We start from the raw sequence: 13,425 nt of genomic DNA, 5'->3' as shown, positions 1-13,425 counted from the left end.
CCAGGTTTACAACTGAAGTTAAGTAGACATGGTGCTGTCCTTTGTATCTGTTTCCAAGGCTTTTGTCTTTCTTTCAATTTCTCTAATGGCGCTGCTGATCGTCACAAAAGCGTACACTAACAGCATCACGCCGGGAACAATCAATAATACAGCCGTTCCAATCGGCTGGCTGGCAAAATGAAGCATATAGCCTGCATATGGAAGCTGAAAACCTGTGTATTGCGCGCGAACATTTTCGTCCGATACAGGGGCTGAATCAGCTGCTGCATTATTATCACCTTTTGTTTTAAATAACAAATGGTCTTCTTGCTTTGTTATGTCAACTATTCTGTGGGTGACTGCCGTATTTGCATCCTGCATAAATGTAATAACGTCTCCTTTTTGGAGCTCTTTCACATCAGCGATTTCTTTTACCAATATTAAGGAACCTGTATTGAACTCCGGCTCCATCGAACCTGACAGAACTGATTTCAGCGTATACCCAAACACCGCCGGCTCTCCCCCGGATGAACGTGTTGAAATCACGACAAGTGTCAGCACAATAATAAGAGTAAAGATGATCACGTATAAAATATTACTGATCAGCTTCATTGCTTTTTTCATCCTCTTCCCCGCTTTCCTTCTGGTCTGATTGAGTTTCATTTTCTTTGGTTACAGCTTCTTGAGATGTTTCTTCTTTCATTGTTTTTTCCTGTATATCCTTTTGTGTTGTTTCATTCTCCTTTTTGACGTCCGACTTTGTTTCTTTTTTAGGGACTGTCGGTTTTTCATCGCATTTTGCAAGCGTCATAGGCTCCGACCACTCAAATGTACTGCCGTTTGCCGGGTAGCCTGCCGGTTTATATACTTTAAATGCATAAATGCCGGGTTTCTTTTTTTTCTTCGTCTCAATTTTATAAAGTGAATCGCCAATTTGATTGGAGACAAATCCTTTTTCGATCACGTTCCCATCCTCTAACGGTTTGCGGGCATTTTTAAGCTTATGAAGCTCCCACTTCCACTTTGATTTCTTAAGTTTCTCACCTGTATTTTCGAGCACAGCAAATAAGGCGAAAGGTGAGCATACAGTGCCTTTCGTATCTGTTTGATCTGATATGTGCAAATCACTTTGATCCCAGCGTTTATCATAATGGCAGTTTTTATCTGTATGCTGAAAGTCTTTACACGTTTGAAGTGAGAAATCAAATGTTTCAATATCATGAAAAGCAGCGCTTGTATCATCGGAAAATTGTAAGCATATTGCGGCAGTCAGACTGAAAATGACTGAAAGCTGAAAGATAAGCAGAACTTTCAGTTTCGTCTTCGTCTTTTGCTGATTGTGAAACAATCGAAACATATCTTACCTCCTGTAAAACACTGTAACTTGATATGACAGTCGTTCTCTTTAAAGAACCGCACAAGTAGAGTATAATCAACGATTTATAGATTTTAAAACACCGAAATCGCTCATTTTGTTCGTTTAAAAGAATGTTTTCGTCATATTACAAAGTCTTGCTCAGTATTGCTCATCTTTTCATTTTTTGAAATTTTTGGGATTGTTATGTGAGAATTTAAATGCATATCCAATTATTATTTGGTAATAATAAATAAAGAAAGGGTGACAGCATGATGATCAAACAATGTGTGATTTGTCTACCTCTTCTCGTCTTTGGCACCACAGCCGCTCACGCAGAAGAAATACCGCTTGTAACCGCCCGCCACATGTCCAAATGGGAAGAGATTGCTGTAAAAGAAGCAAAAAAAAGGTACCCGCTCGCACAGGTACTGTTCAAACAAAAAGTATGGGACCGTAAAAGAAAAGATGAAGCAGTGAAGCAATACCATTTAACTCTGAGGGAAGGGTCAAAAGAATTCGGCGTTTTTGTGACGATTTCATTTGATCCTTATAGCCAAAAGGTCAATAAAATTGCCATATTAGAAGAATATCAATAAGGTCCTCCATTTTTTGAAGGACCTTATTCGTTTATTTGCGGTTATTTTTTCCGTTTCAGCCAAAGTCGGAAGCCATAGGGTAAAATACCGAACCACTGCTGGGAAACAGGCGTTTTTGTTTCTTTCCGCACCTCTTTTCGTTCTTTTCGCTCATCTCTCGGAGTATCTATATATTTGACAAATTGCTGCGTCATATATTTAACATAATCATTCGTTTTCACGTGATCACCTCATCATTCAATTATTATGAAGTGTTGTCTCACATGACTTTTTTTATACCCTTTACACTGTTTTATTCTGTCCATCTCAGCAGTTTTTTCTGTTTTTGATCAAACACGATCTGTGCAGTTCTTTCTGTTCCCGACTCCGTTGACACTCTTAAGTTGATTTCTTTTTGTTCTTTTATCGATGTATCATGAATGTAATAAGAAACCCGTCCATATGGAAATTGCTGCGTACCCTCCTGGCCTTTCCGTTCCTCTAGAACATGCCGAATCGAAAGAAGCACCCCATTTTGAAGCAAGTTCTCTCCTATGTATAACTCTTTTGTTTCCTTCTCAAACATGCAGCGTGAAATATATTGAGCAGCAGCAAAGTTCACGATTAACAGCACAAGCGCTGACACAAAAAGAACAGCTGGATAAATAAACCCTCTTGTACGGTACATTCACCCCCCTCCTAAATACGAATAGACTGGAAAAGCAGTTTGATACACTTTTTGGTCCTCACTCTCAATTTTCAGCAAAACAACACCATTTTCAATATCAGCTTTCATGGCAGTAATATGATCTAAAATCGGAACATGCCCTTTGCCATCCACTCTTTTTCTTATCATTGAGTGATAAATGTCAAAACGGATGTCTTGTCCGGAAAGATTGGTGCAGATTAACACGCTCCCATCCTCGGCTGTCTTAACTGCCTGTGACTCCTTGCATTCATTCATCATCTGTTCTATCGAAATCATCCATTCTTGCTGTGTGAAACCGTCATGTTCCTGCTGTCGAGACAAAAACAGATGGAAAATCGCAGCTAACGATCCTGATATGAGCAAAAAGACTGAGAGCGAAAATAATACGTTAAGAAGCGTGTAGCCATTCTGTCTGCAGGATGCTGAGGCAATATGATTTTTCTTTATAAGCTGTGGCTTTGATACATACGTTTTGATATTCACCCTCCTCCTTCCACTTCATTGCATAGATATGATTGTTCTTTGTAATCGTTTTTGACGCGGCTCCTTCACCACTCATGACATATTTGCTAATGCTCTCATTCATCATCTGATAGCCAATTTCTCGTGATTCCGCCATTTTTTCATCAGACATCAGCTTGTCCCACAAGGGGACGACTGTCAGCAGCACAAACAGCCACAGGCTTAGCGCTGACATTGTTTCTATTGTAGAAAAACCTTTATTTTCTCTCCACATTGACTCTCCCGCTCCCTAGATAAACTGTTATGTCATAAACGGCATGGCCATTTACTCGTATTTTTCCGCCTGCATTCGGGTGCCCTTTCTCATTAAATTCCAAACGGTCTTTTAATGTCAGCAGTTCTATAGATAGTCCCGTTGCATACGGACGTTCAATGACCGTATCACCAATGACTAATTGATATTCTTTTTTATGAAAGAGAATTTTTGTTCTTTGTTGACGGGAAATAGCAGTCTGCTGTGTGAGCATAATATCATTTTTCAGCTGCCTTGCTGCCTGTCGGACAGCTGTATTGTCATAAGCAGGAGGAAGTGTAGTGAAGACGGCCACCAGGAGGATAGAGGCAAGGCTTAACACAAGCAAACTTTCTAAAAGGGTAAACCCCTCCTCCTCGTTTAATTTAATGTTCAACCTTAACTTCTCCGCCGGTGATGATAATGTGCTTCCCATTTGGACAGACAGCATCCTTTTTCACATAGCCCTCTGACTGTAAATCGGCAAGGCTCGGAGTTTGTCCTTCATGATCAAGCTCAAATGCGGTCATTTGTGCCTTAACCATGTTTTGTAGGCCTTCACAGCCCTTTTTTTGAATGGTTTGATTATGTTTCGTGACGTTCGGTATCGTAATTAAAAGCAAGATCGAAATAATAAAGAGCACAATTAACATTTCAACAAGTGTAAATCCTTTCTCATTCATCAGCCTCTTCCTTTCACATTTGATTCATCATCTGATACATAGGCACAAGCATAGATAAATACACAAGTAAGATCATCGCTGCAACAAATCCATAAATCATCGGCTGAAGGATGCCTGTCCATTTTTGCGCTTTGTGTTCCAGCCGCTGCAATATGAACTGACTGTATGTGAAAAGCTCTCGATCCAATCGGCCGCTCAGCTGGCCGTGAGATATGACTTTTGAAAAATCAACTTCATAAAAAGGGCTTCCACAAATAGCGGCTTCAATTGACTCACCGGCTTTTAGCCGTTCAATCAATTGTTCAGCCTCGCAGCGGTAGAAAGGGAGAAACGTTTGATGTTTAAATGCATTAAGGCTGTCATAAATTGAGAGGCCCGATTTTAAAAGGCTGCTTAGCTGCAAAGAAAAAAAGTAGCTGTTAAACAGCTTGACAAGCTTTCCAATCAAAGGAATCCTGACACAAATCAGCATTTGCCGGGCAGGTGATTTTTTCTTAAACACAAGCCAATAATAAATCCCGATACCTGCTGTAAAAAGAGCCAACAAAATGAGCACAAGATCAATATGCTGAAAAAAAGCAAAAAGCATATCGGTTGAACGTGAGGTTTCCATATTCATCGATTGATAGATACCGGAAAACTGAGGAATGATGATGGACTGTAACATATAAAACATGACAGCGACCGTAAAAATGAGGAAAAGCGGATAGCGCAGCACTCTTTTCAGCTGGTCTGACTGTGCAATTTTTCGTTCCAGCAGCTCTCCGCTCTGGATCATGGAAGCGGGCAGTTCACCATGTGTTTCAGCAAAATAACAAATACCTACGGCTTCCTTATGAAATGACAAACTCTTTAGTACTTGATAAAACGGAGCCCCTTCCCTCAAACAAGTGACCGTATCAGTCAAGTCAGCAGCCTGCCTCTTATTCATCTGAAGTTCCATCAGGCGTAATCCATCCAGAAGCGTATATCCGCCCGCAGTCATTTCACCAAGCCGCTTTAATAACCTGGCTTGATCCTTTAACGACCAGACTTTTCTAATCTTTTTCATGATAAACCCACCGGTCATAGTTGTTTGTCGTTATATAGCCGAGCGCAATTCCTTTTCTGATAATTTGACGAAGCGTTTGATATTGGTAATTTGCATGATTTCCTTTTGCCTCCTGGATACATTGCTGAAGATTTTTCCCGTAAAGAAGCTCATAAACGCTAGCTCTCCTGGTATTTCGTGACTGGCGGCAATACACTGATGAACATCCGTTTTCACAAAACGGGCAAGCCAAATCAACTAAGCGCTGAGCCGCTATTGCAATGACAGTCTGTTCGATTTCATTCATATTGATACCGAATTCAAGCAGTCTGTAAATTGCGCCCTTTGCGTCTCTCGTATGAAGGCTCGTCAGTACCAGATGTCCCGTCATCGCTGCCCGCACCGCAATTTCAGCTGTTTCCGCGTCTCTGATCTCACCTAAAATAATCATATCGGGATCATGGCGCAAAATTGCTTTCAGACCTGCGGAATAAGTTACACCGGCTTTTTCATTCACCTGAACCTGAAGAACATCTTCGTCCCTTGTTTCAACAGGGTCCTCTAATGTGACAATATTTCGATTAAAGTGTTTTTTTGCATATTGAACGAGAGAGTATAATGTGGTAGTCTTCCCTGAACCAGTCGGCCCGGTAAAAATGAGCATGCCATGGGAATGTTTTAAAAATGAGAGTAATGTGGCTCCTGTCTTCGGAAATAGCGACAATTTATCAATCGAAGGGATATTGTATTGGGGCATCACTCTGATCACGAGGCTTTCTTCATTAATTGTGGGCAGCGTTGACATTCTTAAATGAACATTTCCCTCTTTCAGCTTTAACGTAAGCGAACCGTTTTGCGGCTTTCGCCTTTCACCTATATCCATTGCTGAAAGAAATTTAAAATGTGAAATCAGCCTTACGCACTCTTCTTTTTTCATGTCCCTTTTTTTCAGCAAGGCATGATCGACACGAAAATGAATGATAGCGTCCCGCTCCCTCGGCACGATGTGAATATCAGAAGCCTTTGTTAGATATGCCTCTTCAATCAAGTTTTTGCTTACCTTTTCTATTGAATCCAATTTGATTCCCTCTCCTTTCAACGCATATTGTAGAAAAAGAAGAAACGGTAATCAAACAGGGAAAACGTGATTTTGTGAGATGTTATATGCTGAAAAACCAATTCTTTCTGGCAAGAAAAAAACTTTCAACTGAATGTGCCCCTTTCATTACAATTTTCCCAATAATAAAAAAGCAGACATGGTCACCATGCCTGCTTGATTCCATTTTCATTATGCTGTTTTCGCTTTTTGACCAGTATCTTTTTCAACGGAAAGGTCGCCTAATGCAACAATACCGGTCATTTGGTCATTTTCAAGAATCGATAAACTGTGGATTTAATGCTCTGCCATAAGCGCCTTGACATCGTATCCGGTCACCCTGATATGTCTGGTGAAAAAGCGGGGCACGCTGCACAAAATATGAAACATCCTATAGAGTCCGCCTTTTCCGAGGTTTCTTTTTCTTCTTCCGTTCCTGCAGCATATCTCCCGTCCAGCCTTTTTTCCTCAAATAGAGGTAGATCAGAACTGTAGATGTGACAATCAATAAGAGAGAAAAGAGATATCCGTATTTCCAATTCAGTTCCGGCATCACTGAAAAGTTCATCCCCCATAAGGCACCCAGAGCTGTAATCGGCGTAAAAAGCGTCGTGAAAATGGTCAGTGCTTTTACAATTTCATTCCCCCTATGTGAGGTAATGACTTCCTCTGAATGCAGCAGATTGTTAAGCTCTCCTTCAAATTCGCTGATGTATGTAAATCCCCTGTCAATTTTCAGTTGTGTCCGCTGATAATCCTTTTTCTCTTCATTTTGAGGTAAAAAGGTTTCTTTCAACGCCATTTCAATTTTTTTAGCGCTTAATATCAAGTTTTTCCAAATCATCAGTTCATGGCGCAGGAGATGGACGCGGTTTAAAATGCTTTTGCTATTGTCGTCTTTAATCTGCCATCTAAGCTTTCTCAGCTTTACTTCAAATTCATCAACACCGATTAAATACGCATTCATTAGCTCGCCGAGAAGAATTAAAAACCCCTCTATCGCATTGTCCGCTCTTTCCATTTGCCGGACAACTTCTTTTCCTTTAATCTCTCTCAAAATCGAAAAGTCAAAGTTGATTGTAAAAAAATATTGTCTGGTGATATAAAAGTGAAAAACAGTATGGTCTTTTTCTTCACCAAGCCCCTGATCATAAACAATCGACCCAAATACCGCTTCATTTTCCGTCTCAGTTGTATCTACTCTCAAAAAATTAACGTGATGGTTATTTTCAAACCACTTTTCACACTGAGGCCAGTGAGAAAAATGGATTAGATCCCTTGCCTTACTTCTTTCTTGAGGCCCCATTTGGTACCAAAACCAATCCTTTCCTGTATGTGCCTTCATGTCAAGATCCTCCAAACTTTTGTTCTTTATTCTTTAATTGCCCAATAACCGCGTCACTAAACCAGTCTGCCGCTTCAACACATGTTTTATGAGCATTTTCAGGTGGTATGGAATGTAGAAAGACATCGGAAAAGGGAGGTGCATGCCTTCCTTGGAGAAGGCAGTTGTTTTGGAATTTGTCAATTTACTAGCAGTCGCTATTCTCATTTTGTTAACAGGATTTTTTGTTGCCGTAGAATTTTCAATCGTAAAAGTGCGGCGGTCCAAAATTGATCAGCTTGTCGCAAAAGGAAAGAAAGGTGCTAAAGCGGCAAAGCATGTCATCACTCACCTTGATGAATATTTATCAGCCTGTCAGTTAGGCATCACAGTCGCAGCTTTAGGACTGGGATGGCTTGGGGAACCGACTGTGCAAACTCTGCTTCGACCGCTTTTTCATAAAGCAGGCTTAAATGAATCGCTTACCCACCTGCTTTCACTCGTCATCGCATTTTTAGCGGTTACGTATTTAAATGTCGTTATTGGGGAACTGGCGCCAAAGAGTTTCGCCATTCAAAAAGCAGAAAGCATTACCTTGTTGTTCGCTAAACCGCTTATTTGGTTTTATAAGATCATGTTTCCATTCATTTGGCTGTTGAACCACTCTGCCCGATTGATTACAGGAGTGTTTGGGCTGAAGCCGGCATCAGAGCACGAGCTGGCTTATACAGAGGAAGAACTTCGGGTCCTATTGGCTGAAAGCTATAAAAGCGGCGAGATCAGAAAAAGTGAATTAAAGTACATGAATAATATCTTCACCTTTGATAAACGAATGGCAAAGGAAATTATGGTGCCGCGAAATGAAATGGTTAGTTTGTCACTAGATGAAGACTCCATTTCAAATCTTCAGGAAACAGTCAAGCAAACAAAATATACCCGGTACCCGGTTGTAAGAGAGGATAAAGATAACGTCATTGGCGTGATTAATATGAAAGAAGTGCTGTTTTCCATGCTGACGAAAGATTTTTCAATCAAGAAGCATCAAATTGAACCTTTCGTACAGCCCGTTATCCATGTCATTGAGACGATTCCTATTTATAAACTATTGCTGAAAATGCAAAAGGAACGCACTCATATGGCGATCCTCATAGATGAATATGGCGGGACGTCCGGTTTGGTCACTGTCGAAGATATTATCGAGGAAATTGTAGGAGAAATCCGTGATGAATTTGATGCGGATGAAGTGCCTCATATCCGCGAACTTGGAAAGGATCACTACTTGTTAAATGCAAAATTATTAATCAGCGATGTTAACAGCCTGCTTGGAACCGATTTATCAGACGCAGAAGTAGACACCTTGGGCGGCTGGTTTTTGACACAAAACATAGACGCTGAGCCTGAAAGTACCATAGAATATGATGGCTACTCTTTTAAGGTAAAAGACATCAACAGCCATCACATTTTATTTATAGAAGTTAAAAAAGCTGAATAGCCCGTGAAAGGCTGTTCAGCTGCTATCTTTCAAGATCAACATGGCAAAGGCATCAACACTCTTTTATTTTAAACCCTTTATTGGCCAGGGCTTTAGCAAGACTTTGCTCGGTTTTCACATTCGAAAAATCTAGACCCAGCTTCACGACAGTTTGGGCAATTTCCGGCCTGATTCCTGAAATAATCGTCTCAATGCCGAGCAATTTGGTGCTGTCAATCACTTTAAAAATTTGATAGGCTACCATGGTATCAACGATAGGAACGCCCGAAATATCTAAAAATAAATACGAGAGCTTTAACGCTGAGCACTGCTCCAGCACAGACTCCAAAATCGTCCTCGCTCTGTACGTATCAATCTCACCGACAAGCGGAAGAATCCCAATTCCATCAGTAATCGGCATAATCGGCGCACTCAATTCATTAATCATTTCTTTTTGCGCGTTTAATTGTATCATGGTCACCTGGTGATATTCTTCCGTAAACACTTCGATGATCTCATCAATGTTTTGATTCAAGATCCGGCTCCACTCATAAAAATCCTGAATGCTGATGTCTTGAGAAGAAGCTTCGCTGAATTTCTGAATCCATTCAAACATGATATGCCTGAAGGTGTTAAACTGGCCGACACTTTCTGTTACCGTCACTTCATGAACGGCACGGTCTCTGGCGCATTGAAGAGACCACCGGTTGAGCTCATCCTCTACGTCTTCTTTTCTAAGGGATTTTGCTACGATGGTCACCAATAATTCATGCTGGTCTTTTAACTTTTGTTCTAGTTTTTGCTGATCTTTCGCTGAATACAGCCAGCTGCCTTTTGACGTACAAACTTCCAGCCATTGTTGCGTGATATCTTCTTTGTGCTCTGTTAAGTGCTGATCAAGAGCTATCATCTTAATGAGTTACCTCCTGTTTTTGAAAAATGTACGCTATATATGTATAACGCGTCTGCCTTTACACATACTATGTTTACATTCAATGGGCTATAGCCAAGCGGTAAGGCAATGGACTTTGACTCCGTGATCGTTGGTTCGAATCCAGCTAGCCCAGTTTCTGAACAGGTGAAAAACCGAAGATAAGCTGATTCGTATAAATCAGCGGATCTTCGGTTTTTCATCATGCAGATTGATGAACCGTTTTCTTCTTCGATAACTTCAACAGTTCTCCCGGGTTATAACCAATCACCAGCTTTTTGTTGTCTACTAGAATCGGGCGTCGCAAAAGCTTCGGCTTCTCGATTAAAAGTTCCAGCACCTCATTTACCGTCATTTCTTCAATGTTTAAATTTAAATTTTTGAAAGTCTGGCTTCTTGTCGCCAAAATTTCATCAATTCCTTCTGTCGTTAACGATAAAATGTACTTTAATTCTTCTCTTGTCGGGGTTTCTCTGAATAAGTGCCGTTCGTTAAATTCAATTTGATGTGCTTTAAGCCAATGTTTTGTTTTTCGGCATGACGTGCAGCTTGGATATGAGTAAAAAGTTAATTGTTGTTCCATTCGTTTTTTCCTCCTCAGTTAACCATCTCTTTGTAGAATAACTACCCGGATCATTTTTCATTTAAACCATTTACAGAACTTTTTTCGGATTATTTTTTAAAAAACATTCATACAATAGAAAACACAATCAAAGGGACAAATTCCATTTGTATATTAATAATGAAAATGTTTACATTTCTAGGTGTGATCTATTATAATAACAGTCAGAGGGACTCTCGGGAGGGGATAAAAATGAATCGCATGTTCCGGGTGTTAGGATTTTGGACGGGAATTTTTGCAGTCATGTTTTATTTAGGTGATATGAAAGATGCTTCCCTTTTATTTTTTGGACAGACGATCTTATTTGTGTTTCTATCGTATTTGAACTTAACCGAACGCATGTATATTTATATTTTTGGCGCTTATTTAACAATTTTCTTCGCCGGCTTTACATATTACTCAATTTTTATTATGGTGCCCGGCGGCGGAGGCCATTAAATGCAGAAAGAGACAAACCTTATCGGTTTGTCTCTTTTTTTACAATGAAAAACCATTTAAAAACGGATTTTGGTCCTGCTCAGTCAGTACGTCTGTTTCAGGTCCATGGCCGCTTAACACCAGCGTGTGTTCCGGAAGCGTAAGCAGTTTTTCATGAATGGACGTCAGCAGCGTCTCTTGATCGCCGCCTATTAAATCCGTACGTCCTATACCGCCTTGGAACAAAACATCACCGGAGATGACCAAGTCTGCATCTTTCATGTAGTAAGACACACTGCCTGGTGAATGTCCCGGCGTAAATAATGTTTCCAAATGAAACGGCCCGATATTCAACTCACCGTCACCTTCAATTAGATGATCTGCAGGCTTAGCTGTGACTTCTATCCCTCGCAGCATGCCGGAGCCGTTTAAAGAAGCATCCGTAAGCCAATTTTTTTCATTTTGATGCAGGTAAACAGGGATATCCCATTTTTCTCTCACTTCATCAAGCGCCCCAATATGGTCAAAATGGGCATGTGTAAGTAAAATGGCTAAAGGCGTCAGCCCTTTTTCTTTTATGTATTGATTGACTTTATGTCCCTCGCCGCCCGGATCAAAAATCAGGCATTGATCATCACTGATAAGAAAATATGCGTTCGCTTGAATCGGCCCTACTGGCATTCGTCTCCATTTCACTATTATCACCTCTTTCTTTTTTATGCTCTTATTATGAGGTTTTTTTAAAAAAGATTCAAACAATCGCATTGAAAACGCTATCGACAAACCTATAAAAAACAGGTAGAATAAAACTGGAAAGAATTGCAGGTTTTTCAATGTAAAGGGGGCTGTGTTATGTTACTTGTCGTGATTTTCGGCCTTGTCGCTCTTTTCGCTTTATGGGGAGTCTTGCGTTCTGTTAGAAATAAAAATATACTCGGGTTTTTATTAGCCGGTGCCACCTTATTTGTCTTTGGATGGTTTACCGTGATGACCGTAATAAACAGCGGGTATCCAACCGCACATTAAAACCTGTATCCGATCGGATACAGGTTTATTTTTATGGCTGTAAATGTTTATTGACACTTTCTATTTTGCTCTCAAGCGTCGTTTTTTTGTCACGCCTGTCATCGATACGGATATTCGTTGCCACTCTGTGCAATCCTTTTTGAAATGGCGCTTCGTGAATTGCCTGAATGACTGCAAAAAGGTCACTGAGTTCTCCCTCGATCAGCGTATTCATCGGTGTCAGCTGATATTTGATTTTCCCTTCTGCTTGATATCCTTCTAATATCTTTTGCACATCGGCTACGTAAGCACTGACACTGGGTGTTTCCGTACCGATTGGGATAATGGTTACATCTGCGATAGCCATCGTTATTCCATCTCCTTTTGATCAATGATAAGTTGCTTCGTTTCATGTGATTTCAATAAAATAATTTGCTCAAAATGAAAGCCGTATAACGCATATTTCCCGTTCGGAGATATTTGAATCGGCTCCATTTCCCGCAGAGACACAAGATCTTTTGTCTCTCCCGATGCTACATTAACTGCTGCGAGCTTATATGCATCGCCGCTTTGTTTGAATGTATAAAACAGGCCTTCTGCTTCATCATAGTCATACTCCATTGGAGCCAAACTTGTATATTTCGCTTGGAGCGGCCATTTCGCTGTAACAGGTGATGTTGATTGCGGCGTTTTAAACTGATACGTCCCTTTTCCTCCGGAAGCTGATTTGACAGTAAAACTCATTTGATGGAAAGAATCGAAGAATAGAACGTCATCCTCAAGCTTCTGTTCCGTCTTAGAAGCTGTATCGAACGTATATAAAGGCCCTGCTTTATCGTCTCTTCCCTCTTTTACATAATCAAATGTATTTTTGGATGTCCAATGAATGAACGGAACCTGTACTGGACTTAAGAAAGATTCGTCTTTTTTAGCATTCACCTGATATGTATGGAAATCCCAGTTCTCATTGAATTCCGTAACCATCATTTGATAAGGATCATACTGATTCCAAGCAGCCTCAAGCTCATACGTTTCGTAATCTTTTTCGTAAAGCGTCTCCCCTTCTGCATTAAGCAAAACCACTGCCGTCTTTTGGCTATGTGTGATTTGCAGCAGAATCATCTGCTCCCTCGCATTGATTTGAACATCAACGATTTGACCATCCGTTTGATAGAGCTTTTTCGCTTTGCCTGTAAAGATGCGGTACGCAAAAAGCTCTGTTTTCGTCGGATTAGACGCAGTATATAATATTGTGCTGTTATTCAGCCAGCCTTCCGCCCCATCCGCTTTTTCCGCGGAAAGCGGTATGATGTCTTTTTTCTCATCTTTTGCCGCCGATGCCTGTTTTTGCTGCTGATGAGATGGTTCGCATGCCGATAGACTAAACAGCAATACCGTCAGCAGAATAAAACAAACTGATCTCATCAGCATTCCCCTCCGATCATCTTTATTCTCTCATATTTGCTTCGGCA

20 protein-coding genes and 1 tRNA gene are annotated in these 13,425 nt (G+C 40.6%); 5 read left to right on the top strand and 16 right to left on the bottom strand.

The genetic code is table 11. The annotated features are described in order from the left end of the window. Nucleotides 1-18: 18 nt before the first annotated feature. Nucleotides 19-591 carry a signal peptidase I SipW gene (sipW, locus tag ACQVGT_RS08555; RefSeq protein ID WP_080030740.1) on the bottom strand — a complete coding sequence of 191 codons (573 nt, stop codon included), beginning with the start codon at nucleotides 589-591 and terminating at the stop codon, nucleotides 19-21. After that, on the bottom strand, nucleotides 575-1,336 hold the full coding sequence (tapA, locus tag ACQVGT_RS08550; protein ID WP_015384085.1) for an amyloid fiber anchoring/assembly protein TapA: 762 nt from the start codon (nucleotides 1,334-1,336) through the stop codon (nucleotides 575-577). The genes sipW and tapA overlap by 17 nt, the downstream gene beginning before the upstream one ends. Nucleotides 1,337-1,605: 269 nt before the next feature. On the opposite strand from tapA, the gene ACQVGT_RS08545 reads away from it, so the two are divergent. Then, nucleotides 1,606-1,932, top strand: a complete 327-nt coding sequence (locus ACQVGT_RS08545) for a YqzG/YhdC family protein (protein ID WP_015384086.1) — start codon at nucleotides 1,606-1,608, stop codon at nucleotides 1,930-1,932. Nucleotides 1,933-1,973: 41 nt separating this feature from the next. On the opposite strand, the gene ACQVGT_RS08540 is transcribed toward ACQVGT_RS08545, so the two are convergent. The 9 genes from ACQVGT_RS08540 to corA all read right to left on the bottom strand — a co-directional run bounded on the left by ACQVGT_RS08540 (nucleotide 1,974) and on the right by corA (nucleotide 7,528). Then, nucleotides 1,974-2,153 (bottom strand): YqzE family protein, encoded by a 180-nt coding sequence (locus ACQVGT_RS08540; protein ID WP_003230176.1) that lies wholly within the window; start codon nucleotides 2,151-2,153, stop codon nucleotides 1,974-1,976. Nucleotides 2,154-2,224: 71 nt separating this feature from the next. Next, a complete protein-coding gene (comGG, locus tag ACQVGT_RS08535) occupies nucleotides 2,225-2,599 on the bottom strand; it encodes a competence type IV pilus minor pilin ComGG (RefSeq protein WP_014480253.1) in 375 nt (124 codons plus the stop codon). Then, nucleotides 2,600-3,103, bottom strand: a complete 504-nt coding sequence (comGF, locus tag ACQVGT_RS08530) for a competence type IV pilus minor pilin ComGF (protein ID WP_464097236.1) — start codon at nucleotides 3,101-3,103, stop codon at nucleotides 2,600-2,602. Continuing rightward, nucleotides 3,009-3,356, bottom strand: coding sequence for a ComG operon protein 5 (comGE, locus tag ACQVGT_RS08525; protein ID WP_015384088.1), 348 nt, complete (start codon nucleotides 3,354-3,356; stop codon nucleotides 3,009-3,011). The genes comGF and comGE overlap by 95 nt, the downstream gene beginning before the upstream one ends. Beyond that, complete coding sequence (gene comGD, locus ACQVGT_RS08520; RefSeq protein WP_015384089.1) at nucleotides 3,340-3,771, bottom strand: comG operon protein ComGD; 432 nt, start codon at nucleotides 3,769-3,771, stop codon at nucleotides 3,340-3,342. Before comGD ends, comGE begins: the two co-directional genes overlap by 17 nt. Beyond that, entirely contained in the window at nucleotides 3,761-4,057 is a 297-nt protein-coding gene (gene comGC, locus ACQVGT_RS08515) for a comG operon protein ComGC (protein WP_014477332.1), read from the bottom strand. Before comGC ends, comGD begins: the two co-directional genes overlap by 11 nt. Before the next feature lie 13 nt (nucleotides 4,058-4,070). Beyond that, entirely contained in the window at nucleotides 4,071-5,108 is a 1,038-nt protein-coding gene (gene comGB, locus ACQVGT_RS08510) for a comG operon protein ComGB (RefSeq protein WP_015483430.1), read from the bottom strand. Further along, entirely contained in the window at nucleotides 5,095-6,165 is a 1,071-nt protein-coding gene (gene comGA / locus ACQVGT_RS08505; RefSeq protein WP_015483431.1) for a competence protein ComGA, read from the bottom strand. Before comGA ends, comGB begins: the two co-directional genes overlap by 14 nt. Before the next feature lie 409 nt (nucleotides 6,166-6,574). Continuing rightward, nucleotides 6,575-7,528 (bottom strand): magnesium transporter CorA, encoded by a 954-nt coding sequence (gene corA, locus ACQVGT_RS08500; RefSeq protein WP_015483432.1) that lies wholly within the window; start codon nucleotides 7,526-7,528, stop codon nucleotides 6,575-6,577. Nucleotides 7,529-7,670: 142 nt separating this feature from the next. Between corA and ACQVGT_RS08495 the strand changes: the two genes are divergently transcribed. Then, nucleotides 7,671-8,999, top strand: a complete 1,329-nt coding sequence (locus ACQVGT_RS08495) for a hemolysin family protein (protein WP_003230150.1) — start codon at nucleotides 7,671-7,673, stop codon at nucleotides 8,997-8,999. A 52-nt stretch (nucleotides 9,000-9,051) separates the two neighbouring features. Here ACQVGT_RS08495 and rsbRD read toward each other — a convergent pair whose 3' ends face one another. Beyond that, nucleotides 9,052-9,888 (bottom strand): RsbT co-antagonist protein RsbRD, encoded by an 837-nt coding sequence (gene rsbRD / locus ACQVGT_RS08490; RefSeq protein ID WP_015384093.1) that lies wholly within the window; start codon nucleotides 9,886-9,888, stop codon nucleotides 9,052-9,054. An 86-nt stretch (nucleotides 9,889-9,974) separates the two neighbouring features. Here rsbRD and ACQVGT_RS08485 point away from each other — a divergent pair. Continuing rightward, a tRNA-Gln gene (locus tag ACQVGT_RS08485) sits at nucleotides 9,975-10,045 on the top strand. A gap of 66 nt (nucleotides 10,046-10,111) precedes the next feature. Here the strand turns inward: ACQVGT_RS08485 and mgsR are convergent. Beyond that, complete coding sequence (mgsR, locus tag ACQVGT_RS08480; RefSeq protein ID WP_003230147.1) at nucleotides 10,112-10,492, bottom strand: transcriptional regulator MgsR; 381 nt, start codon at nucleotides 10,490-10,492, stop codon at nucleotides 10,112-10,114. A gap of 231 nt (nucleotides 10,493-10,723) precedes the next feature. Between mgsR and ACQVGT_RS08475 the strand changes: the two genes are divergently transcribed. Next, nucleotides 10,724-10,969, top strand: a complete 246-nt coding sequence (locus ACQVGT_RS08475; RefSeq protein ID WP_003226300.1) for a DUF2626 domain-containing protein — start codon at nucleotides 10,724-10,726, stop codon at nucleotides 10,967-10,969. A 39-nt stretch (nucleotides 10,970-11,008) separates the two neighbouring features. Here the strand turns inward: ACQVGT_RS08475 and ACQVGT_RS08470 are convergent, their stop codons facing one another. Further along, nucleotides 11,009-11,644 carry an MBL fold metallo-hydrolase gene (locus ACQVGT_RS08470; protein ID WP_015483434.1) on the bottom strand — a complete coding sequence of 212 codons (636 nt, stop codon included), beginning with the start codon at nucleotides 11,642-11,644 and terminating at the stop codon, nucleotides 11,009-11,011. Nucleotides 11,645-11,800: 156 nt separating this feature from the next. On the opposite strand from ACQVGT_RS08470, the gene ACQVGT_RS08465 reads away from it, so the two are divergent. Beyond that, a complete protein-coding gene (locus tag ACQVGT_RS08465; RefSeq protein ID WP_003230141.1) occupies nucleotides 11,801-11,974 on the top strand; it encodes a DUF2759 domain-containing protein in 174 nt (57 codons plus the stop codon). A gap of 31 nt (nucleotides 11,975-12,005) precedes the next feature. On the opposite strand, the gene ACQVGT_RS08460 is transcribed toward ACQVGT_RS08465, so the two are convergent. Together ACQVGT_RS08460 and ACQVGT_RS08455 are read right to left on the bottom strand one after the other, a co-directional pair. Beyond that, nucleotides 12,006-12,320 (bottom strand): MTH1187 family thiamine-binding protein, encoded by a 315-nt coding sequence (locus ACQVGT_RS08460; protein ID WP_003230139.1) that lies wholly within the window; start codon nucleotides 12,318-12,320, stop codon nucleotides 12,006-12,008. Between the two features lie 2 nt (nucleotides 12,321-12,322). Beyond that, nucleotides 12,323-13,378, bottom strand: coding sequence for a YqgU-like beta propeller domain-containing protein (locus ACQVGT_RS08455; RefSeq protein ID WP_015483435.1), 1,056 nt, complete (start codon nucleotides 13,376-13,378; stop codon nucleotides 12,323-12,325). Nucleotides 13,379-13,425 lie beyond the last annotated feature (47 nt).

Source organism: Bacillus sp. SCT118 (genome assembly GCF_058566435.1).
This window is presented reverse-complemented; position numbering and strand designations above follow the sequence as displayed.